Annotated in this window: 18 protein-coding genes; 15 read left to right on the plus strand and 3 right to left on the minus strand. The window is 63.7% G+C overall.

Annotation, left to right across the window (positions count from 1 at the left end):
- The first annotated feature begins 19 nt into the window (after positions 1-19).
- From QF092_RS01575 to QF092_RS01590, 4 genes are all read left to right on the plus strand, one after another.
- Positions 20-1438, plus strand: a complete 1419-nt coding sequence (locus QF092_RS01575) for a cryptochrome/photolyase family protein (protein WP_281466961.1) — start codon at positions 20-22, stop codon at positions 1436-1438.
- A gap of 161 nt (positions 1439-1599) precedes the next feature.
- Positions 1600-2814 carry a class I SAM-dependent methyltransferase gene (locus QF092_RS01580; RefSeq protein ID WP_281466963.1) on the plus strand — a complete coding sequence of 405 codons (1215 nt, stop codon included), beginning with the start codon at positions 1600-1602 and terminating at the stop codon, positions 2812-2814.
- Positions 2815-2824: 10 nt separating this feature from the next.
- Positions 2825-3265, plus strand: coding sequence for a TrgA family protein (locus QF092_RS01585; RefSeq protein ID WP_281466965.1), 441 nt, complete (start codon positions 2825-2827; stop codon positions 3263-3265).
- A 25-nt stretch (positions 3266-3290) separates the two neighbouring features.
- Positions 3291-4415 carry an NUDIX domain-containing protein gene (locus QF092_RS01590; RefSeq protein ID WP_281466967.1) on the plus strand — a complete coding sequence of 375 codons (1125 nt, stop codon included), beginning with the start codon at positions 3291-3293 and terminating at the stop codon, positions 4413-4415.
- Positions 4416-4681: 266 nt separating this feature from the next.
- Here the strand turns inward: QF092_RS01590 and QF092_RS01595 are convergent, their stop codons facing one another.
- From QF092_RS01595 to QF092_RS01605, 3 genes are read right to left on the minus strand one after another with little or no spacing between them, the layout of a single operon-like run.
- Positions 4682-5857 (minus strand): Gfo/Idh/MocA family protein, encoded by a 1176-nt coding sequence (locus QF092_RS01595; protein ID WP_281466969.1) that lies wholly within the window; start codon positions 5855-5857, stop codon positions 4682-4684.
- 11 nt (positions 5858-5868) lie between these two features.
- Positions 5869-6924, minus strand: coding sequence for a sugar phosphate isomerase/epimerase family protein (locus tag QF092_RS01600; RefSeq protein ID WP_281466971.1), 1056 nt, complete (start codon positions 6922-6924; stop codon positions 5869-5871).
- Positions 6925-6961: 37 nt separating this feature from the next.
- The gene (locus QF092_RS01605; protein ID WP_281466973.1) at positions 6962-8002 is read right to left on the minus strand and encodes a LacI family transcriptional regulator; all 1041 of its coding nucleotides are present in this window, start codon (positions 8000-8002) and stop codon (positions 6962-6964) included.
- Between the two features lie 347 nt (positions 8003-8349).
- Here QF092_RS01605 and QF092_RS01610 point away from each other — a divergent pair, with 347 nt between their 5' ends.
- From QF092_RS01610 to QF092_RS01660, 11 genes are all read left to right on the plus strand, one after another.
- A complete protein-coding gene (locus tag QF092_RS01610; RefSeq protein ID WP_281466975.1) occupies positions 8350-9579 on the plus strand; it encodes an ABC transporter substrate-binding protein in 1230 nt (409 codons plus the stop codon).
- Positions 9580-9650: 71 nt separating this feature from the next.
- Entirely contained in the window at positions 9651-10544 is an 894-nt protein-coding gene (locus QF092_RS01615; RefSeq protein ID WP_281466976.1) for a carbohydrate ABC transporter permease, read from the plus strand.
- A complete protein-coding gene (locus QF092_RS01620) occupies positions 10537-11460 on the plus strand; it encodes a carbohydrate ABC transporter permease (protein WP_281466977.1) in 924 nt (307 codons plus the stop codon). Before QF092_RS01615 ends, QF092_RS01620 begins: the two co-directional genes overlap by 8 nt.
- A 3-nt stretch (positions 11461-11463) precedes the next feature.
- Positions 11464-12543 (plus strand): ABC transporter ATP-binding protein, encoded by a 1080-nt coding sequence (locus QF092_RS01625; RefSeq protein ID WP_281466978.1) that lies wholly within the window; start codon positions 11464-11466, stop codon positions 12541-12543.
- 3 nt (positions 12544-12546) lie between these two features.
- The gene (locus tag QF092_RS01630; protein ID WP_281466979.1) at positions 12547-14946 is read left to right on the plus strand and encodes a beta-mannosidase; all 2400 of its coding nucleotides are present in this window, start codon (positions 12547-12549) and stop codon (positions 14944-14946) included.
- A gap of 1 nt (position 14947) precedes the next feature.
- A complete protein-coding gene (locus QF092_RS01635) occupies positions 14948-15697 on the plus strand; it encodes a sugar phosphate isomerase/epimerase family protein (protein WP_281466980.1) in 750 nt (249 codons plus the stop codon).
- 3 nt (positions 15698-15700) lie between these two features.
- Positions 15701-16834 (plus strand): Gfo/Idh/MocA family protein, encoded by a 1134-nt coding sequence (locus QF092_RS01640; protein ID WP_281466981.1) that lies wholly within the window; start codon positions 15701-15703, stop codon positions 16832-16834.
- 12 nt (positions 16835-16846) lie between these two features.
- The gene (locus QF092_RS01645; RefSeq protein ID WP_281466982.1) at positions 16847-18430 is read left to right on the plus strand and encodes a glycoside hydrolase family 43 protein; all 1584 of its coding nucleotides are present in this window, start codon (positions 16847-16849) and stop codon (positions 18428-18430) included.
- An 81-nt stretch (positions 18431-18511) separates the two neighbouring features.
- Positions 18512-19171: a GntR family transcriptional regulator gene (locus tag QF092_RS01650; protein ID WP_281466983.1), complete on the plus strand. Its 660-nt coding sequence runs from the start codon at positions 18512-18514 to the stop codon at positions 19169-19171.
- A gap of 248 nt (positions 19172-19419) precedes the next feature.
- Positions 19420-20820: an aspartate aminotransferase family protein gene (locus QF092_RS01655; protein WP_281466984.1), complete on the plus strand. Its 1401-nt coding sequence runs from the start codon at positions 19420-19422 to the stop codon at positions 20818-20820.
- Between the two features lie 165 nt (positions 20821-20985).
- Positions 20986-22020 (plus strand): cysteine synthase A, encoded by a 1035-nt coding sequence (locus QF092_RS01660; protein WP_281466985.1) that lies wholly within the window; start codon positions 20986-20988, stop codon positions 22018-22020.
- Positions 22021-22022 lie beyond the last annotated feature (2 nt).

The raw sequence follows: 22022 nt of genomic DNA on the forward strand, positions 1-22022 counted from the left end.
AACAATAAAGACTGCGCGCATGACACCCCCCCTGATCCTTTGGTTCCGCCGCGACCTGCGGTTGGATGACCTGCCGATGCTGACCGCCGCCCTTGCCAGTGGTCAGCCCCTGATCCCGGTTTTCATCCTTGACCCAGAAACCGAAACCCTTGGTGCCGCGCCGAAATGGCGGCTTGGTCTGGGGCTAGAGGCCTTCTCCACCCGTCTGGCCGAGGCGGGATCCCGCCTGATCCTGCGGCGCGGCCCGGCCTTGGCGGTGCTTGAGGCGCTGGTGGCCGAAACCGGGGCGACGGGCGTTCTATGGTCGCGGCTTTACGATGCTGCCGCCAAGGCCCGCGATACGGCGGTGAAGGCCGCGCTAAAGGGGCAGGGCCTGCGCGCCGAAAGTTTCGCAGGCCACCTGATGCACGAACCTTGGACGGTGCAGACGGGGCAGGGCGGGTTCTACCGCGTCTATACCCCCTATTGGCGGACGGTGCGCGGCATCCCCGTTGCGGCCCCCGATCCCGCGCCCGCCCGCCTGCCCGCGCCTGACCACTGGCCCGCCTCTGATCAAATCTCCGACTGGCGCATGGGGGCCGCAATGCGGCGCGGCGCGCCCGTCGTCGCCGCCCATATCCGGGTGGGGGAGGCCGCGGCCATGACCCGGCTCAACGATTTCCTCGCTGGCCCCATCGACCGCTACGCCAGCGCCCGAGACTTGCCCGCCGAACCCGGCACCTCGCGCCTGTCGGAAAACCTGACCTATGGCGAGATCGGCATCCGTCGCCTTTGGCACGCTGCCCTTGCCGCCTTCGAACAGGGCCACGCCGGGGCCGAAACCTTCCTCAAGGAACTGGTCTGGCGCGAATTTTCCTATCACCTCCTCCACCACACCCCGCATATCGCGACCGGCAACTGGAAGGCCGAATGGGATGCCTTCCCATGGGCCACCACGGGCCCGCAACTGACCGCATGGCAACGCGGCCTGACCGGGGAACCCTTCGTCGATGCCGCCATGCGCGAACTCTACGTCACAGGCACCATGCACAACCGGGGCCGGATGATCGTCGCCTCCTATCTGACCAAGCATCTGATGACGCATTGGAAGGCGGGCCTCGACTGGTTCGCCGATTGCCTTGTCGACTGGGACCCCGCCGCCAATGCGATGGGCTGGCAATGGGCAGCAGGTTCCGGCCCCGATGCCGCCCCCTATTTCCGCATCTTCAACCCCGCCACGCAGGTGGAAAAGTTCGACCCAAATGCCGCCTATCGCCGCCGCTTCATCGCCGAACTGTCCCGCAATCCCGGCGCCGAGGCGCGGGCCTTTTTCGACGCCGCCCCCCGGTCCTGGGGCCTCGATCCAACCCGTCCCTATCCGCGCCCGATCGTCGATCTGGCCGAAGGCCGTGCCCGCGCCCTTGCCGCCTATGCCGCGCGCGGCGGAGCCGAGGGGTAGGGCAGGGTGACGCAAGGGAAGCCTGCAACCACCGCGCGAACCGGCCGCGCCTTGGCCGCTTTCCCCTTGCCAATCCCTCGCAATCCCCCGCATGAAACCCTTGAGTGCGGGCACCGTATCTGGAACTGTGACGCGCAAAAAAGAAGAAACGTGGGGAGTCGATGGACGTACTGACCAGCATCAAGGGCCAATCCGGCCTGCCGCGCTATTTCGCCTCGGCCTTCGATGTGCTCAAAGGCATGGGCCGGGGGCGGCTGGATTTCGTCCTGCCCGACGGGCGGCGTTTCCGCGTCGATGCGCCCAAGCCGGGACCGGTGGGCGAGGTGGTGGTGCACAACCCTGACACCTTCGCCCGGCTGATCCGCGAAGGCGATCTGGGCTTTTGCGACGCTTACTTGGAAGGCTGGTGGTCCAGCCCCGATCTTCAGGCGCTCATGGACCTTGTCCAACTGCCCGAAAACGACCGCATCAACGACGGTTTCCCCGGCATGGGCCTTCTGCGCCTGTACGAACGCATGCGCTTCTGGCTGCAATCCAACAGCAAGGGGCAGGCCAAGAAGAACATTTCCTACCACTACGATCTGGGCAACGATTTCTACCGCCTCTGGCTGGATGAAACGATGACCTATTCCAGCGCCATCTTCCACACCGGGCAAGAAAGCCTCGAGGCCGCGCAGACCGAGAAATACAAATCCATGGTCGATCAGATGGGCGCCAGCCCCGGCGATCATGTGCTCGAGATTGGCTGCGGCTGGGGCGGGTTCGCCGAATATGCCGCGAAAGAGCGGGGGCTCAAAGTCACCGGCCTGACGATCAGCCGCGCACAATATGACTACGCCGTCGAACGCATGGCCCGCGCGGGCCTGTCGGATCGGGTCGAGATCAAGCTGCAAGATTACCGCGACGAACGCGGCCTTTACGACGGCATCGCCTCTATCGAAATGTTCGAAGCCGTGGGCGAACGCTATTGGCCCACCTATTTCAACACCCTGCGCGACCGTCTGAAACCCGGCAAGAACGCCACGCTGCAAATCATCACCATCGCCGACCGACGGTGGGAAGCCTATCGCCGCGGCGTCGATTTCATCCAGAAATACATCTTCCCCGGCGGCATGCTGCCCTCGCCCATGGCGCTGCGGGCCGAGGTGGAACGGGCAGGCCTCCGCGTCGCCCATTCCGTCGAATTCGGCGGCAGCTACAGCCAGACCCTGCGGCGCTGGCACGATACGTTCAACACCCGTTGGGACGAGGTGGCGAAGATGGGCTTCGACGATCGCTTCCGCCGGATGTGGAACTTCTACCTCACCTCTTGCGCAGGTGCCTTTCAGGGCGGAAACTGTGACGTAACGCAGATCACCGTCACCCGCCCACAGTGAGACATCCGCCATGCCCACCGCCGCGAAACTGGTAGCCGCGCTAAGTTTCGCCCTCCTTGCTTGGGTTGTCTGCATCGTGATCGAAGACCTGCTGCCCGAAGCGCAACGCGTGGGCCGCCTCTACCCTGTCTCCATCGCCATGGGGGCAATCTGCGGCTGGATGGTATCGGGTGCCGCCCCGCGCGGCACGATGATCGAGGCCGCGATGACCGGCCTCAGAACTGCAACCATCACCACCATCTGCGCGATCTTGGCCTTTGCCACCGGCACCATGCTTGATGTCGCGATGCGCGGCCTCTATCGCGGCCCGATGGATGCCTTTCTCGACATCTTCAATGAATTCATTGATTTCGGCGGCATGATCCTGAATGCCCCTACACTCGCCACCATTGCCCTTGGCGGCCTCATCGCTGGCATGGTGACCGAGGCTGCGGGTCGGCGCTGGCGCTGACACGAACCGGGACGGGGGCAAAGCGATGCGCTTCTTCTTCTACGGCACCCTGTGCCACCCGCCGCTTCTGGCCGCCGTTCTGGGCCGGGACGCCGCCACCATGCCCGCAAGGCTGGCCGATCACGCCGTCCATTGGGCCGAAGGCGGGGCCTTCCCCCTCATCCATCCCGTTGCGGGGGCGATGGCCGAAGGCGTCCTCCTCGACACCCTCTCGCAGGATGAGGTGGCCCGCCTCGATTTCTACGAAGGCGGCTTTCGCTATGACGCCGTGGACCGGGTCATCGACACGCCCGAAGGCCCCACAACCGCACGGGTCTATCTGCCCCAACCCGGCCATTGGCACCCCGCCGAAGCTTGGCATCTGCCGGACTGGGTCGCCCGCTACGGGGCCGAGGTCGTGGCCACAGCAAGCGATTTCATGGCGCTGATGGGCCAAGTGCCGCCGTCTGCCGTCGCCGTCCGTTATGGCGCGATGCTCACCCGCGGTGCGGCGCGGGTGCGTGCCGCCGCCCCCCAAGCCGCCAGCCTGCGCCATCCCGGCGGGGCAGGGGAGGTGGCGGTGGACCACCGCCAGACCCCCTATGCCCGCTTCTTCGCGGTCGAGGAGTGGCGTCTCGCATGGCGGCAATTCTCAGGTCAGATGGGCGCGCCGCAGGATCGCGCAGTCTTCGTCATGGCCGATGCGGTCACCGTCCTGCCCTATGATCCGATCCGCGACCGCGTGCTTCTCGTTGAACAATTCCGCCCCGGCCCTTTCGCGCGCGGCGATCAGGCGGCTTGGCAGCTTGAGGCGATTGCAGGCCGCATCGACCCCGGCGAAACCCCGGAACAGGCCGCCCGGCGCGAGGCGGTGGAAGAAGCAGGTCTCACCCTCGGCCCAATTCTGCCCGTCGCCGAATATTATCCCAGCCCCGGCGCGGTCAGCGAATACCTCTATTCCTATGTCGCCCTGACCGATCTGCCCGATGGCAGCGCTGGCATCTTCGGCGCGGCGGAAGAGGCCGAGGATATCCGGGGCCACCTCATCTCCTTCGACCGGATGATGGACCTCGTCGCCACGGGCGAAGTCACCAATGGCCCCATGCTCCTCACCGCGCTGTGGCTGCAACGCGAACGCCCCCGACTGCGGGCCGAGGCGCTCGCCCCCTGACACCTTTCCAAACGCGCGCGTGCCCCGGCCCCCACTCCCGGGCCTTGCGGGCGTCCCGAGCCAAAGCCTATGCGAACCGCCCCCGGTTCTGCCCAAGCCTTCCGGCAAGTGAGAAGCGCCGCCCCCCACATCGGACTTGCGTTAACCTTAACGCCGCCCTGCGCCACCGCCCGCTGCGTGCCCACAGTTTGCTGCACAAAACCCGGCACAGAACAGGGCACAGCCGATATCGGCCAAGCCCTTGATCTGTCGTCAGATTAACGCCCTTACAGCGCCAGCGTCACCCAAGCCCCGTTGCGTTTGGAGGACCGCACGCAGGCATCGACAAAGGCCACGCCCTCCACGCCCTCTTTCAGGCCGGGGAAAGTGACCGCCGGGTCAACCGCGCCCCCCTCACGCCGGGCAAGGATCGCGCGCGCGGCTTCGGCGTAAATATTGGCAAAACCTTCCAAATATCCCTCCGGATGCCCCGGCGGCACACGCGTCACGCGCCCCGCCTCTGGCCCCGATCCGGCCCCGCCCCGCGTGATGCGATATTTCGGCTGGTTCAACGGGCCGACCCATAGGTAATTCGGGTCCTCCTGCGCCCATTCGATCCCGGCCTTCGTGCCGTAAACCCTTAGCCGCAAACCATTTTCGCAGCCCGACGCCACTTGCGAACACCACAGCATCCCTCGCGCACCACCCTTGTAGCGCAGCATCACATGCCCGTTGTCATCCACCCGTCGCCCCGGCACAAAGCTTTGCAGATCGGCGGCAAGGCTCTCCACCTCCAGCCCCGTCACAAAGCCCGCAAGGTTGAAGGCATGGGTGCCGATATCCCCCGTCGCCCCCCCGGCCCCCGTCCGCGCCGGGTCCGTCCGCCAATCGGCCTGCTTTTGTCCCGTGTTTTCAATGGGTTCCGCCAGCCAATCCTGCGCGTATTCCACCTGAACGACCCGGATTTCCCCCAGATCGCCATTCCGCACCATCGCCGCCGCCTGCCGGATCATCGGATAACCGGTGTAGTTATGCGTCAGCGCAAAGACCACCCCGGACGCCTCGGCAGCCTTGGCCAACCGCTTCGCCTCAGGCAGCGTTGCGGTCAGTGGCTTGTCGCAGATCACATGAATACCCCGCCGCAGGAATTGCAGCGCCACGGGGGCATGCATGTGGTTGGGCGTGACAATCGCCACTGCCTCGATCCCGTCCTTGCGCCGCGCCTCGCGCGCGGCCATTTCGGCAAAGCTGGCATAGGTCCGCTTGGGGTCCACCCCAAGGTCCGCCCCCGATGCCATGCTCTTTTCTGCGCTAGATGAAAAACACCCCGCAACCAGTTCATATTGATCATCAATCCGTGCCGCGATGCGGTGAACTGCGCCGATGAAAGCGTCGCGCCCGCCCCCCACCATACCCAGCCGGATGCGCGGTGCCCGCGCCACATGTGCCCCTGTGATGGCCATGATCTTTCCCCCTATTCCAATCCCAGCATCCGCCGGTTCGCAGCCCTGTCCGTCCCCGCATCCGCGAAATCGTCAAAGGCCTTTTCCGTCACCCGGATGATGTGGTTGCGCACGAATTCCGCCCCTTCTCGCGCCCCGTCTTCGGGATGTTTCAGGCAGCATTCCCATTCCACCACCGCCCAACCGTCGAACCCGTATTGCGTCAGCTTGGAGAAGATGCCGACGAAATCCGCCTGCCCATCGCCGGGGCTGCGGAAACGGCCCGCCCGGTTGACCCAAGACTGATAGCCGCCATAGACACCCTGCCGGCCCGTGGGATTCAACTCGGCATCCTTGACGTGGAACATTCGGATGCGGTCGTGGTAGATGTCGATATGTTCAAGGTAATCAAGATGTTGCAGAACGTAGTGGCTGGGATCATACAGCATGCAGGCCCGTGCATGCCCCCCTACGCGGTCAAGGAACATCTCATAGCTTACCCCGTCATGCAGGTCTTCGCCGGGGTGGATTTCATAGCAGACATCGACCCCCATCTCTTCGGCATGGTCAAGGATGGGCCGCCAGCGGCGGGCAAGCTCGTCAAAGGCCTCTTCGATCAGCCCGGCAGGGCGCTGTGGCCAAGGATAGACATAGGGCCAGGCCAAGGCGCCGGAAAAAGTGGCATGGGCCGATATCCCAAGGTTGCGGCTGGCGGTCAGCGCCTTCTTGACCTGATCCACAGCCCACTCCGCCCGCGCCTTTGGATTGCCGCGCACGGCGGGGGCAGCAAAGCCGTCAAAGGCCGCATCATAGGCGGGGTGAACGGCCACCAACTGGCCCTGCAAATGCGTCGAAAGTTCGGTCACCGCGACCCCCGCCTCGGCCGCAACGCCTTTGATCTCGTCGCAGTAATCCTTTGATGCGGCGGCCTTTTCCAGATCGAACAGCCGCCCGTCCCAACTGGGCACCTGCACGCCCACATAGCCGCAATCGGCGGCCCAGCGGGTGATCGACTTCCACGAATTGAACGGCGCCGCATCACCTGCGAATTGCGCAAGGAACAGGGCAGGGCCCTTGATCGTCTTCATTGCTTTCCTCCTCCCATTTTATCCGTCCCGTCTTCTGTCACAGCCCCTCGGTTGCGGCGGGCGCGTCAAGGTATTGCGCCCGCTCCGGTGGTCTGCGTTCGATCGCGTCGATGATGGCCTTGGCAAGGAAATGTCCCGCCCGCGACACATCCTCGCGCAGCACGATCAGATCACTGCGAAAGCGATGCAGAAAGGGGATCGCCTCCTTGCCTACCCCATCGAAATCCCGGCCCAGAACGGCCCCCGTCCGCTCGGCCCCATGGACCGACGCCATGGTCGCCGTCGTCGATCCCAGCACAAGGCCATCGGGCGGATTGGGCGCGCGGAACCGCGCCTCGATCGCCACCTCGATCTGATGGCCCGGTGAATCCGACGTGATCCCTTCGGCCACCTCGAAGGTCAGGCCAAGCCGCGCCGCCTCGTCCGAAAACCCGGTCAGCATGTGACGCCCATAGGAATGCGCGCGCGGCGGGGCCACGATCAAAAGACGCCTGCGCCCCCGCGCATGCAGGATGCGCACGGCCTGCCGCCCATAGGCCTCGTTGTCATAGTCGAAATAGGGATGGTCGATCCCCATATCTGTCCGCCCATGGGTGGCATAGGGAAAGCCGCGATCCTGCATGTAACGGATGCGCGGATCGTCGGGCCGGGTCTGGTTCAGGATCACCCCATCCGCCGACCCTGTCTCGACGATATAGCGGATCGGGGTCATCGGGTCCTCGTCTGGGAAGAAGGGCATCACCACCAGATGATAGGATGTTCCCTTCAAGGTCCGCGCGATGGAATACAAAAGTTGCGAGGTGTGGTTCATCACATCGGCCTCGGCCGAAAGGACCAGCGCGATCACATTGGTCTTTCCCGTCCGCAAGCGCACGCCGGCCCGGTTGGGGCGGTATCCCAGTTGCGTCGCCGTTTCGCGCACCCGCCGCTTCGTCTCTTCGGCGATATCGGGCGCATCTTTCAGGGCACGGCTGACCGTTGCCACGGCAAGCCCTGTCGCCGCCGCCACGGTCTTAAGCGTGGGTCGCTCGTCAGCCTGGGGCAGGGAGCCATCGGGAATGAGGGTCGAATCTGTCATTCATCCTGCCCTTTGCGCCGCGCCGCAGAAGCGATCCGCTGCGCTGCCGCGCGCCTGCCCGTCCGCTTTCCCCGAATCATTTCCTCCCCCGCGCCTGCATCCGGCAACCGGGTCCCCAAGGCCCCGACGCAGCCGCGCGAAAAACCCTTGAAGGGCCTGCATTTGGCTCTGCGCGCCATGGTCGCGGATAGGACGGAGGGGCATTGGAAAACGGGGTCTGCCGGGGATCGGACTCACCCGTATTTGACCTTGGCTCGGATGCCGCCACAAGCGAAATGATTTCTTGATCGGTGAAACTATAACGTTATAGAAAACACCTATAACGATTTAGAAACTGGGAGGAACCTATGAAGCGCTTTACTCTGGCTGCGGGGCTTCTGGCCTCTGTGGCCGTCCCTGTTGCCGCCCTTGCCACGGAATTGGAGGTCACGCATTGGTGGACCTCGGGCGGCGAAGCCGCTGCCGTGGCCGAACTTGCCAAGGCCTTCGATGCCTCTGGCGACAAGTGGATCGATGGTGCCATCGCAGGCGGCGGTGATACCGCGCGCCCGATCATGATCAGCCGCATCACGGGCGGCGATCCGATGGGGGCCACCCAGTTCAACCATGGCCAGCAGGCGCTGGAACTGGTCGAGGCGGGCCTGATGCTCGACCTCACCGACGTGGCCGAGGCCGAGGGTTGGAAGGACAAGGTCTATCCGCCCTCGCTTCTGGACAGCTGCACCGTCGATGGCCGCATCTATTGCGCCCCGGTCAACATCCATTCGCCCGAATGGCTCTGGCTGTCGAACAAGGTCTATGAAGAGATCGGCATCCCCGTGCCGCAGAACTGGAACGAATTCGTGGCCAGCGCCCCGCAGGTTGAAGCGGCGGGCAAGATCCCGCTCGCTTTGGGCGGGCAGCCTTGGCAGTCGAACCTCGCCTTCGGGGCGCTGACCGTGGCTGTGGCGGGCCTCGATATCTGGAAACAGGTCAATATCGAAAAGAACATGGATGTGGCCGCAGGCCCGGAAATGGCCGCCGTTTTCACCGCCGCGGCGGATGCCCGCAAACTGGCGGCCAAATCCACCGTGCAGGACTGGAACCAGGCCACCAACCTTGTCATCACCGATCAGGCCGCGGGTCAGATCATGGGCGACTGGGCGCAAGGCGAATTCCAAGTCGCGGGCGAGGTGGCGGGAACGGATTACACCTGCCTTCCGGGTCTTGGCCTGAATGCCTACCTCTCCACCGGGGGGGATGCCTTCTACTTCCCCAAACTGGACGATCCTGAAAAAGAGGCTGCGCAGAAACGCCTTGCAGCCCTGCTCGTCTCGCCCGAGGCGCAGGTGGCCTTCAACCTGAAGAAAGGCTCGCTGCCGATCCGGGGCGATGTCGATCTGGCGGCGGCGAATGACTGCATGAAAAAGGGCCTCGAAATCCTTGCGGGTGGCAACATCATGCCTTCGGGCGATCAGCTTTGGTCGCCAGACGTGCAAACGCAGCTGGGCGACCTTCAGGCCGAATTCTGGAAATCCGACATGGCACCCGAAGAGGCCCATGCGAAATATGTCGATATCCTGAACTCGGGCCTCTGATCCCCGACCGATCGCGAAGGGTCGGCCCCTCAGGCCGACCCTTTTCCATCCCCCGCTAGGCGAGACCGGACATGGCGACGAACCCGCGGCGCATGCGCCCCTTTCGCAACCTTTATGCCAAGATCGCGGCCCTGCCGATGATCCTGACGACGCTTGTCGTCTTTGTCGGCGGCACGCTCTGGACGGTGACCTATTCCTTCACGGATTCCAAACTTCTGCCCCGCACCAATTTCGTGGGCCTCGATCAATATGAACGGCTCTGGAGCAATAGCCTCTGGCTCACCTCCATCCAGAATCTGATGATCTTCGGCGTGTTGTCGCTGGTCCTTACCATCGGGCTGGGCTTTCTTCTGGCCGTGCTGATGGATCAGAAAATCCGCTACGAAGACACCTTCCGCACCATCATGCTTTACCCTTTCGCGCTGTCCTTCATCGTGACGGGGCTGGTCTGGCAATGGGTGCTGAACCCCGATCTGGGGATACAGCATTTCGTGCGCGGGCTGGGCTTCACGGGCTTTGAATTCGACCCCCTCTCCAACCCCGATACCGTGCTTTACGGCCTTCTCATCGCTGGGCTTTGGCAGGGTACGGGCTTTGTCATGTGCATCATGCTCGCCGGTCTGCGCGGCATCGATGAAGATATCTGGAAGGCCGCCCGCGTCGACGGCATCCCCCGCTGGAAGACCTATGTCTTCGTCGTCATCCCGATGATGCGCCCCGTCTTCATCACGGTCCTGGTGATCGTCGCCTCTGGCATCATCAAGCTTTACGATCTGGTCGTGGCGCAAACCTCAGGCGGCCCCGGCACGGCCAGCCAAGTGCCGGCCATGTATGTCTACCGCTACATGTTCACCGCGCAGAACCTTGGCCAAGGCTTTGCCGCCTCGACGATGATGCTTCTGTCCGTGCTGATCGTGCTGATCCCATGGGCCTATCTGGAATTCGGGGGCAAGAAACATGGCTGACATCGCCGTCAATCCCACGGCGCGCATCGACGCCGCCTCTGGCCCGCGCGGGGCAAAGCCCCGTCGCCGCCTCTCGCCCGGCAATATCATGCTGTACGGCACGCTGATCGTGGTGGCGATGTACTATCTCCTGCCGCTTTGGGTCATGGTCATGACCTCGGTCAAGGGGATGCCCGAGATCCGCATGGGCAACATCTTCGCCCCCCCGGTCGAGGTGACCTTCCAGCCTTGGGTCAAGGCCTGGGCCGAGGCCTGCACAGGCCTCAATTGCGATGGCCTTTCGCGCGGGTTCTGGAATTCGGTCCAGATCCTGATTCCCTCCGTCATCCTGTCCATCGCGGTGGCCTCGGTGAACGGCTACGCACTGGTCAACTGGCGCTTCAAGGGATCGGATGTATTCTTCACCATCCTCATTTTCGGCAGCTTCATTCCCTATCAGATCATGCTTTACCCGATCGTGATCCTGCTGCGCGAAATGGGGCTTTACGGCACGCTCTGGGGCCTCGTCCTTGTCCATACGATCTTTGGCATGCCGATCCTGACGCTTCTCTTCCGCAATTACTTTTCCTCGCTGCCGGAAGAGTTGTTCAAGGCGGCACGGGTCGATGGTGCGGGCTTTTGGGGCATCTATTTCCGCATCATGCTGCCCATGTCACTACCCATCTTCGTGGTCGCGATGATCCTGCAAGTCACGGGTATCTGGAACGATTTCCTTTTCGGCGTCGTCTATACCAAGCCCGAACTTTACCCGATGACGGTGCAACTGAATAACATCGTCAACTCGGTTCAGGGGGTGAAGGAATATAACGTCAACATGGCGGCCACCCTGCTGACCGGCCTTGTTCCCCTGATCGTCTATTTCCTCTCTGGCAAGCTGTTCGTGCGCGGCATCGCGGCGGGCGCGGTAAAGGGCTGATCCATGCAGCATTCGATCTCTGTCAGGGACCTGACCCTGAATTTCGGTGCGGTCTCTGTCCTCAAGACCCTGAACCTCGACGTGGCAGAAGGGGAATTCGTCGTCCTTCTCGGCCCCTCGGGCTGCGGGAAATCCACGCTGCTCAATTGCCTTGCAGGGCTTCTCGACATCACCGATGGTCAAATCTGGATCAAGGGCCGCAATGTGACCTGGGCCGAACCTTCGGAACGCGGCATCGGCATGGTGTTTCAATCCTACGCCCTCTATCCCCAGATGACGGTGCGCGGGAACCTGTCCTTCGGCCTGAAAAACGCCCGCATGCCCAAGGATGAAATCGACCGCCGCGTCGCCCGCGCCGCCGAAATCCTGCAGATCGGCCCCCTCTTGGATCGCAAGCCCGCCGCCCTGTCAGGCGGCCAACGCCAGCGCGTCGCCATCGGCCGCGCCCTTGTGCGGGATGTGGATGTCTTCCTCTTCGACGAGCCGCTTTCCAATCTTGACGCCAAGCTCCGCTCTGAATTGCGGGTAGAGATCAAGCGCCTCCATGCCCGCCTCGGCAACACCATGGTCTACGTCACCCATGACCAGATCGAGGCGCTGACGCTGGCCGACCGCATCGCCGTCATGCGCGGCGGGATCATCCAGCAACTCGACGCGCCGCAGACCATCTACAACAAACCCGCGAACCTCTTTGTCGCGGGCTTCATTGGCAGCCCTTCGATGAACTTCCTCCATGGGGCGGTCACCGATCAGGGCCGCGCCTTTGCCGTGGCAGGGGCCAAACTGGACCTGTCCGGCTATGACGGTGGCAGTCCCGTGGCGATGGACAAGGCCATCCTCGGCCTGCGCCCCGAACATATCACCATCGCAGCCGACCCCGAACCCGGCCAATCCATCCCCGCGACCGTGGAAATCGACGAACCGATGGGCGCCGATAGCCTTGTCTGGCTGACCACGGGCGGCGCGCAACTGTCCGTTCGCGTCCCCGTTGAACGCAGGCTTGCCCCCGGCACGCAGGTGCATCTGCGCGTGGATATCACCAAGGCCTCGCTTTTCGACGCCCAGACAGAGCAGCGGATCTAACCCATGCAAGACCTTGGCGGCATCTGGACCCTTGCGGATCGGCAGGGAGAATATCAGGTGGCCTTCCCCATCCCCGGCGACGGGATCACCGCGCTGCATGGGGCAGGGGCCATCCCCGATCCCTATTGGGGGCGCAACGAATACGACCTGCGCTGGATCTGCGACCGCGACTGGATCGCCACCCGCCGCTTCACCCATGACGGCACGCCGTCCGATCTGGTGATCGAAGGGCTGGACACAGTGGCCGAGGTGCGGCTGAACGGGGCCCTCATCCTGTCGGCGGCCAATGCCTTCCGCCGCTGGCGCGTCGAGGCGTCGGCCCATCTGCGGCAGGGCGAGAACGCGCTTTCCATCACCTTCCGCTCTGCCATCGCCGAAGGGGCGGCGCGTCAGGCCGCACTTCCCTTCTTTGTGCCGTGGCACGCAGGCAATTGCCCCCTCCCCAACGGCAATATGCTGCGCAAACCGCAATGCGATTTCGGCTGGGATTGGAACATCGCGCTGGCCCCTTTCGGCATCTGGGGCGGCATCAGGCTAGAGCCGCAGGCAAGCCGCATCGACGATCTGATCGTCACGCAAACCCATAGGGATAACGCCGCCGAGGTGGCGGTCGAAATCCACGCCACAGCCGCTCCCGACGGCACCGAAGTCACCGCCACCCTTTGCGGCATCACCGCGACCGCGCCCCTGCATCACGGCACCGCGCGTCTGACGCTCTCCATCGAAAACCCCGTCCTCTGGTGGCCCGCAGGCTGGGGCGAACAGGCGCTGCATGACCTGACCGTGACCATGGGCACGGCAAGCGCCACCCGCCGCATCGGCCTGCGCGATCTGGCGCTCGTCTCCGAACCCGATGCCGCCGGGCGGTCCTTCGGCTTTCGCGTCAACGGGCAACCCATTTTTGCCCGTGGCGCGAATTGGATCCCCGCCGATGCCCTGCATGGCCGCATCACCCGCGATGCCACCCGCGACCTGCTGCAATCGGCCATCGATGCCAATATGAACATGATCCGCATTTGGGGCGGCGGGCGCTATGAACCCAACTGGTTCTACGACCTCTGCGATGAGATGGGCCTGATGGTCTGGCAGGATTTCATGTTCGCCTGCAACCTCTACCCCTCCACCCCCGATTTCCTGCAAGAGATTGCGGCCGAGGTGCGCGATGTGGTGGCCCGCCTCAATCACCATGCCTGCATCGCGCTGTGGTGCGGCGACAATGAACTGATCGGCGCGCTGGGCTGGTTCGATGTCTCACGGCAAGACCGCGACCGGTATCTCGTCAGCTATGATCGCCTGAACCGCACCGTCGAAACCGCCCTCCACGCCGTTCTGCCGGGCGCGAATTGGTGGCCCTCTTCGCCCTCGCCGGGGGCGCTGGCCTTTGGCGATGCTTGGCATGATGACAGTTCGGGCGACATGCATTTCTGGTCCGTCTGGCACGAAGGGCGCGATTTCGACCATTACCGCGACATCCGTCCCCGCTTCTGTTCCGAATTCGGCTTTCAATCTTATCCATCGATGGATGTGATCCGCCGCTTCGCCGCGCCGCAGGATTTCAACATCGCCGCCCCGGTGATGGAAAGCCACCAAAAGAACGCAGGCGGCAATGCCCGCATCGCGGAAACCATGTTCCGCTATTTTCGTTTTCCGGTGGATTTCCCGAATTTCGTCTACCTCTCGCAAGTCCAGCAGGGCCTAGCGATCAAGACCGCCGTCACCCAATGGCGCAGCCTGAAACCGCATTGCATGGGCACGCTTTACTGGCAACTCAACGACACATGGCCCGTCTGTTCCTGGTCCTCGCTCGATCATGGTGGCGGCTGGAAACTGCTGCACCACATGGCCCGGCGCTTCTATGAGGCCGTGACCGTGGTCTGCGTCCCCGATGGCGCGGATTTCGTCCTCAAAGCCATAAACGACCACCGCGCCCCCGCCGATCTGCGGATCGAGGCATGGGCCGTCGCCATGAACGGCACCTCTCGCCGCCTTGCCACCGCCGACCTGACCGCCGCCCCCGACCGCGCGGTTCCCGCGATCCGCCTGCCAGCCGCCGACATCGCGCCGGATGAAATCCTCTCCTTCATCTGGGACGGCGCGGCAACAGGCCATGACATCCACGCTCCCCTGCCATGGAAGGCCTATGACCTTCTCCCCTCCGGCACCGAGATGTCGGTGACACAGGACGGGGACCGCTGGCGCATCACGCTCACCTCTCGCAGCCTCGCGCCCTTCACGGCGGTCGAGGCCGATATTCCGGGCCGCTTTTCGAACAACGCCGTGACGTTGATCCCCTGCATCCCCGTCACCCTGATCTTCACCCCACAAGAGGCCGGGGCCACGCCCCGCTTCACCCTGCGCGATCTCCATTCGGCGACCTATGGGCCGCCCAACCAAGGAGCCTGAAATGTTTTCCTATCAGCTTTATTCCTCCCGGAACTTCCCGCCGCTTGATGCCACGCTCGCCATGCTGGCTGCCGCTGGCTATGGGGCGGTCGAAGGCTTCGGTGCGCTTTATGCCGATGCGGCCTCGGTCGATGCCCTCGCCGCTGGCCTTGCCAAGACAGGGCTGAAGATGCCCACCGCGCATTTCGGGCTGGAACAGTTGGAAACCGATCCCGATGGTTGCATCGCCATCGCCGGCCGTCTTGGCGTCGAACGGGTCTATTGCCCATGGGTCCATCCCGACCTGCGTCCCACCACCGCGCAAGGCTGGCACGATTTCGGCGCGCGGGTGGAACGGGCAGGGGCCCCGATCCGCGCCGCAGGTCTGGGCTATGGCTGGCACAACCATGATTTCGAATTCGTGGCCCTGCCCGATGGCACGATCCCGATGACGGCCTTGCTCAAGGGCGGCCCCACGCTCGAATGGGAAATGGACGTGGCTTGGGTGATCAAGGGCAAGGCCGACCCCGCCGCATGGATCGCCGCCGAAGGCCCCCGCATCACATCGGCCCATGTCAAAGACATCGCCCCCGCAGGCCAGAACACGGATGAAGACGGCTGGGCCGATGTCGGCCATGGCACCGTCGATTGGCCCAATCTGATGGCCGCCCTGCGCGCGGCTGGCGTGGCGCATTTCATCATCGAACATGACAATCCATCCGACCATGCGCGTTTTGCACAGCGCTCGCTCGCTTCCGTGAAAGGGTTCTGAACCATGGCCACTCTTGGCATCGGCATCATCGGCTGCGGCAATATCTCGGCGGCCTATCTGCGGCTTGCCCCCGCTTTCAAGGGGCTTCAGGTGCGCGCCGTGGCCGACATGAACATGGCCGCCGCCACCGCGCGGGCGGCCGAGTTCGGCACAAAGGCGCAGTCGGTCGATGACCTGCTGGCCAATCAGAATATCGACGTGGTGATCAACCTGACGATCCCTGACGCCCATTTCGGCGTGTCCAAGGCGATCTTGCAGGCGGGCAAGCATGTCTATTCCGAAAAACCCCTGACCCTGTCGCTGGAAGACGGCCTTTCCCTGCGCGATCTGGCCAAGGCGAAGGGGTTGTCGGTCGGCTGCGCCCCCGACACCTTCCTTGGCGGCGCGCATCAGATGGCCCGCGCCCTGATTGACGAAGGCCGCATTGGCACCGTCACCGCGGGTGGCGCGGCGGTCCTTGGGCATGGGATGGAACATTGGCACCCCAATCCCGATTTCTTCTTCCTGCCCGGAGGCGGCCCGATGCTCGACATGGGCCCTTATTACATCGCCAATCTCATCAACCTGATCGGCCCGGTAAAACGCGTCGCCGCCCTCACCTCAGCCGCCACCGCCACGCGCACCATCTCCTCCGAACCCCGAAAGGGCGAGGTGATCCCCGTCAAGACCCCGACCAACATCCACGCCCTTCTGGAATTCGCCAATGGCGCGACGATCAACCTGTCCACCAGCTGGGATGTCTGGCACCACAAGCGCGTGAACATGGAACTCTACGGCACCGAAGGCACCATCTACCTTCCCGACCCGAACTTCTTCGGCGGCAAGGTGGAAGTGGCAGGCCGCGACGGCGCGCTGGCCGAGGTGCCGCTCTGGGATCATCCCCTCGCGCGCAACAACCAAGATCACCCCGCCATGGGTCCGCACGCCAATTGGCGCACGGCGGGCCTTGCCGACATGGCGCAAGCGATCCTGTCCGGCCGCGATGCCCGCTGCTCCATCGACCGCGCCCTGCACGGGGTCGAGGTGATGACCGCCTGCCTGAAATCCGGCGCGGAAGGCAGCTTTGTCACCATGCAGACCACCTGCACCCGTCCCGCAGCCTTGGGGATCGCCGAGGCACAGGCCCTTATGGCGTAAAGCGCGGCTTCGATGATCGAAAACCCCATCCTGCGCGGCTTCAACCCCGATCCCTCCATCTGCCGGGTGGGGGGCGATTACTACATCGCCACCTCCACCTTCGAATGGTATCCGGGCGTGCAGATCCATCATTCCACCGATCTGGTGAATTGGACCCTCATCTCCCGCCCCCTGCGGCGTCCCGCGCAACTCGACATGCGCGGCAATCCCGACAGCTGCGGCGTCTGGGCCCCCTGCCTAAGCCATGACGGCCAAAGGTTCTGGCTCGTCTACACCGATGTCAAACGCTTCGATGGCGCGTTCAAAGACGCCCATAACTACATCGTCACCGCCGACCGCATCGATGGCGATTGGTCGGATCCCACTTACGTGACCTCCTCCGGCTTCGACCCGTCGCTTTTCCACGATGACGATGGGCGGAAATGGTTCCTTAATATGCGCTGGAACCATCGCGGCACGGGAACCGGCCTCAACCCCGCGCATGACGCCTTCGACGGGATCGAGCTTCAGGAATGGCATCCAGACCACGGGCTGGTCGGCGATGTCACCACGATCTTCGCCGGCTCCTCCCTCGGCCTGACCGAGGCACCGCATCTCTTCAAGAAGAACGGCTGGTATTACCTGACCGTCGCCGAAGGCGGCACGGGCTATGACCATGCCGTCACAATGGCCCGGTCAAAAGCCATAACTGGCCCCTATGACATGCATCCCGACATCCATCTTCTGACCGCACGCTTCACCCCCGACCACCCGCTGCAACGCGTGGGCCATGGCCAATATGTCGAAACGCCGGACGGGCAGGGCCTTCACACCTTTCTCTGTGGCCGCCCTCTGCCAGGGCAGTTCTGCCCCTTGGGCCGCGAAACCGGAATTGCCCGGATCGACTGGCACGCCGATGGCTGGCCGCGCCTTGCCGGCGGCGGCATGGCCCCGCCCGTCACCGTGGACATGCCAGCCCAACGCCGCCCCGACCTGCCGATCCACCGCCATTTCCAAACGCGCGACTTGCCGCCCGAATTCCAGTGGCTGCGTACGCCTTACCCCGAACGCCTCTTCACCCTGACGGGGCAGGCCCTTCGCCTGACAGGGCGCGAAAGCCTAGGCTCCTTCTTCGAACAATCCCTCATCGCCCGCCGACAGGAACACCTCGCTTATTCCGCCGCCACCACGGTCCTTGCCGATCCGCCCAATTGGCAACGTGCGGCGGGCCTTGTCACCTATTACAACCGCCACAAGTTCCACGCCGCCCTCGTCACCCATGACCCCGCCCTTGGCCGCTGCCTCAGCCTTGTCTCCTGCCTCGGCGATTGGCCGGGCGAGGCGCTGACTCATCATGGCCTCTACCGCCTTCCCGATGGTCCCGTACGGATCGCGGTGCAGGTCATCGGCCCGACCCAGCGCTTCCGCATGGCCATAGGTGACGCGCCCCTTGCCGAAATCGGCCCCGACCTCGACGCCCGGATCATCTCGGACGAAGGGGGCAGGGGGGAACATGCCTCTTTCACCGGGGCCTTCGTGGGCATGGCGGCGATGGACCTGACGGGGCAGGGCTGGAGTGCCGATTTCCTGCACTTCGACTATATCCCCGCGCCCTAGGGCGCATTGCAACTTGATCAAATCCATATGGGCGCGTTACCTGTCCCCCTGACTGTGACCTGCCAGGGGGCAACACCAACGATGGACGATCAGACGCGCAAGATCCCGTCGCATGAAGTGACCTATGCGCAGCTTCGCGACATGATCCTGTTTGGCCATCTGCAACCCGGCCAGCCCGTCACGATCCAAGGCCTGATCCGCGATCTCGAGGCCGGGATGACCCCGGTGCGAGAGGCGATCCGCCGCCTCACCGCCGAAGGGGCCCTCCTGCCCCAAGGCAACCGCCGCGTGGCCGTGCCGCAACTGACACCTGCGCTGCTGGACCAGCTCGCCTTCGTCCGCCTGACGGTGGAACCGAAACTCGCCGATCTTGCCGGCGCGCATCTGACCCCCGCGCTGATCGACCGGCTTGAGGCGATTGATGATGAGGTGGACCGCGCCATCCGCGCTGGTCGCGTTTCGGACTATCTCGAATCCAACCACGCCTTCCACTTCGCCCTCTATGAGGCGTCCGAAGCCCCGATCCTCGTCGATATCGCCCGCGGCCTCTGGCTGCGCTTTGGCCCATCGCTCCGGGTGGTCTGCGCCCGCTACGGGGCGGCCGCGCTGCCAGACCGGCACGAAGAGGCGCTTGCCGCGATGCGGGCGGGGGATCGCGCCGCGCTTGCCCGCGCCATCGAAAACGACATCCAGCAGGGCATCGACCAGATCCGTCAGGCCCAAGCCGAAGGCGGCGTTTGACGCGACCCCTCGGCAGCAAAGGGGCGTTGCGACCGTGCGCTCTGTGGCCACAGTTTGCTGCACAAAACCCGGCACAAAACAGGGCACAATCGTTATCGGCCAAATCCCTGAAATTCCGGCCATTTCCGACCATGACCTCCGCTACTTTCGGAATTTGATCAAATTCCTTGAAGGGCGGTCATTTTGACCCTATGCTCCGCGTTGAACCTGCCATCCGGGCGGGCGTTGATTCCGCGAGGGCCGTTTTCATGAACATGATCACCAACCACCTGCCCACGGCAGAGCTTCAGGCGCTGGATGCGGCGCATCACATGCACCCCTTCACCGACTCAAACGGTCTGGCCGCCAAGGGCGCGCGGGTGATCACGCGCGGCAAGGGCGTCTGGCTGACCGATAGCGAAGGCAAGCAGATCATCGACGGCATGGCGGGCCTCTGGTGCGTCAACATCGGCTATGGCCGCAAGGAACTGGCCGAAGTGGCGGCCCGCCAGATGGAAGAATTGGCCTATTACAACACCTTCTTCCAAACGACCCACGTCCCCGCGATCGCCTTGGCCGCTAAACTGGCCGAACTCGCGCCGGGCGATCTGAACCACGTCTTCTTCGCCGGATCGGGATCCGAGGCGAATGACACCAATATCCGCCTCGTGCGCCGCTACTGGCAAGTCAAGGGCCAGCCCGACAAGCGCATCATCATCGCCCGCAAGAATGGCTATCACGGCTCCACCATGGGCGGCGGCAGCCTTGGCGGCATGGCCCCGATCCATGCCCATGGTGGCAAGATCGATGGCATCGTCCATATTGACCAGCCCTATTGGTGGGGCGAGGGCGGGTCGATGACCGAAGACGAATTCGGCATCGAACGCGCACGTCAGCTTGAAGACAAAATCCTTGAACTCGGCGTCGAAAACGTCGCGGCCTTCATCGGCGAACCCATTCAGGGCGCGGGCGGCGTGATCGTGCCCCCCGCCACCTACTGGCCTGAAATCCAAAGGATTTGCGACAAATACGGCATCCTTCTGATCGCGGATGAGGTCATCACTGGCTTTGGCCGCACGGGCAATTGGTTCGGCTCGCAGACCTTCGGGATCAAGCCTCATATCATGACCATCGCCAAGGGCCTTTCCTCTGGGTATCAGCCCATCGGCGGCTCTATCGTCTGTGACGACGTGGCGGCGGTGGTGGCCGAAGGGGGTGAATTCTTCCACGGCTACACCTATTCCGGCCACCCTGTCGCGGCAGCGGTTGCCTTGGAAAACCTGCGCATCCTTCAGGAAGAGGGGATCGTGGAACATGTCCGCAACGTGGCCCATCCCTACCTCAAGGAACGCTGGGATGCGCTGACCGACCACCCGCTGGTGGGTGAGGCGAAACTGGTGGGCCTCATGGGCTCCATCGCGCTGACCCCCGACAAGGCCAAGCGTGCGAAATTCGCGTCCGAGGCGGGCACCGTTGGCCTGCGCACCCGCGAACGCTGCTTTGCCAACAACCTCATCATGCGCCATGTCGGCGACCGGATGATCATCGCGCCGCCCTTGGTCATCACAGAGGGCGAGATTGATCAGCTGATCGAACGGGCCAAAAAGTCGCTCGACGAAAGCTATGCCGGGCTCAAGGCTGACGGTCTTCTGGTCGCGAAGGCCGAATGATCGACCGAAGGTCGCAACAAAGGGGCGGGGGTCTTGCGACCGCCGCCCCGTGGTATTTCTGCCCTGCCATGTGAACCGGGAGAACCCGCCTGTTCCACCTGCATGGCTTGAGATTTCCCCCGCCGCCGCCTACACGTTGGGCAGAGCGGAAAAAGGAACGCACCGATGCGGATTCACAGCGATCTGGCCGATACGATTGGCAACACGCCCCTGATCAAGCTGAAACGGGCAAGCGAAATGACCGGCTGCACGATCTTGGGCAAGTGCGAATTTCTGAACCCCGGTCAATCGGTAAAGGACCGCGCGGCGCTTTACATCATCCGCGACGCGGTGGCGCGCGGCGCGTTAAAGCCGGGCGGCACGATTGTCGAAGGGACGGCGGGCAATACCGGCATCGGTCTGGCGCTGGTGGGCGCCTCCATGGGTTTCCGCACCGTGATCGTGATCCCCGAAACCCAAAGCCAGGAAAAGAAGGATATGCTGCGTCTGGCAGGGGCAGAACTGGTGCAGGTGCCTGCCGCGCCCTATCGCAATCCCAACAATTACGTGCGCTATTCCGGTCGTCTGGCCGAGGCGCTTGCCCGCACCGAACCAAATGGCGCGATCTGGGCGAACCAGTTCGACAATGTCGCCAACCGTCAGGCCCATATCGAAACGACGGGCCCCGAAATCTGGGAACAGACGGGCGGCAAGGTCGATGGCTTCATCTGTGCGGTGGGGTCGGGCGGCACGCTTGCCGGCGTCGGCATGGCGCTGCAACCCAAGGGCGTGAAGATCGGTCTGGCCGATCCCGAAGGGGCCGCGCTGCATGCTTTCTATACGGAAGGCAAGCTGGACGCCCCCGGCACCTCGATCACCGAAGGCATCGGGCAGGGGCGCATCACCGCCAACCTTGATGGCTTCAAACCCGATTACAGCTATCGCATCCCGGATGCCGAGGCGCTGCCCCTTGTCTTCGACATGTTGATGGAAGAAGGCATCTGCCTTGGCGGATCGTCGGGCATCAACATCGCGGGTGCCATCCGCATGGCGCGCGAGATGGGGCCGGGCCACACGATCGTGACGATCCTTTGCGACTACGGAAACCGTTATCAATCAAAGCTTTATAACCCGACCTTCCTGAAGGAAAAAGGTTTGCCGGTGCCGGAATGGCTTGATCGCGCGCCCCGCGCCATCCCCACCGTCTTCGAAGACGCATGACA

This window comes from Fuscovulum ytuae (genome assembly GCF_029953595.1).
Taxonomy (GTDB): domain Bacteria; phylum Pseudomonadota; class Alphaproteobacteria; order Rhodobacterales; family Rhodobacteraceae; genus Paragemmobacter; species Paragemmobacter ytuae.

Coding starts and splice junctions, on each gene's coding strand:
- QF092_RS01600 (WP_281466971.1), bottom strand. CDS start 6,924: ATGAAGACGATCAAGGGCCCTGCCCTGTTCCTTGCGCAATTCGCAGGT.
- QF092_RS01660 (WP_281466985.1), top strand. CDS start 20,986: ATGCGGATTCACAGCGATCTGGCCGATACGATTGGCAACACGCCCCTG.
- QF092_RS01615 (WP_281466976.1), top strand. CDS start 9,651: ATGGCGACGAACCCGCGGCGCATGCGCCCCTTTCGCAACCTTTATGCC.
- QF092_RS01620 (WP_281466977.1), top strand. CDS start 10,537: ATGGCTGACATCGCCGTCAATCCCACGGCGCGCATCGACGCCGCCTCT.
- QF092_RS01640 (WP_281466981.1), top strand. CDS start 15,701: ATGGCCACTCTTGGCATCGGCATCATCGGCTGCGGCAATATCTCGGCG.
- QF092_RS01655 (WP_281466984.1), top strand. CDS start 19,420: ATGAACATGATCACCAACCACCTGCCCACGGCAGAGCTTCAGGCGCTG.
- QF092_RS01610 (WP_281466975.1), top strand. CDS start 8,350: ATGAAGCGCTTTACTCTGGCTGCGGGGCTTCTGGCCTCTGTGGCCGTC.
- QF092_RS01630 (WP_281466979.1), top strand. CDS start 12,547: ATGCAAGACCTTGGCGGCATCTGGACCCTTGCGGATCGGCAGGGAGAA.
- QF092_RS01625 (WP_281466978.1), top strand. CDS start 11,464: ATGCAGCATTCGATCTCTGTCAGGGACCTGACCCTGAATTTCGGTGCG.
- QF092_RS01575 (WP_281466961.1), top strand. CDS start 20: ATGACACCCCCCCTGATCCTTTGGTTCCGCCGCGACCTGCGGTTGGAT.
- QF092_RS01580 (WP_281466963.1), top strand. CDS start 1,600: ATGGACGTACTGACCAGCATCAAGGGCCAATCCGGCCTGCCGCGCTAT.
- QF092_RS01590 (WP_281466967.1), top strand. CDS start 3,291: ATGCGCTTCTTCTTCTACGGCACCCTGTGCCACCCGCCGCTTCTGGCC.
- QF092_RS01585 (WP_281466965.1), top strand. CDS start 2,825: ATGCCCACCGCCGCGAAACTGGTAGCCGCGCTAAGTTTCGCCCTCCTT.
- QF092_RS01650 (WP_281466983.1), top strand. CDS start 18,512: ATGGACGATCAGACGCGCAAGATCCCGTCGCATGAAGTGACCTATGCG.
- QF092_RS01635 (WP_281466980.1), top strand. CDS start 14,948: ATGTTTTCCTATCAGCTTTATTCCTCCCGGAACTTCCCGCCGCTTGAT.
- QF092_RS01605 (WP_281466973.1), bottom strand. CDS start 8,002: ATGACAGATTCGACCCTCATTCCCGATGGCTCCCTGCCCCAGGCTGAC.
- QF092_RS01645 (WP_281466982.1), top strand. CDS start 16,847: ATGATCGAAAACCCCATCCTGCGCGGCTTCAACCCCGATCCCTCCATC.
- QF092_RS01595 (WP_281466969.1), bottom strand. CDS start 5,857: ATGGCCATCACAGGGGCACATGTGGCGCGGGCACCGCGCATCCGGCTG.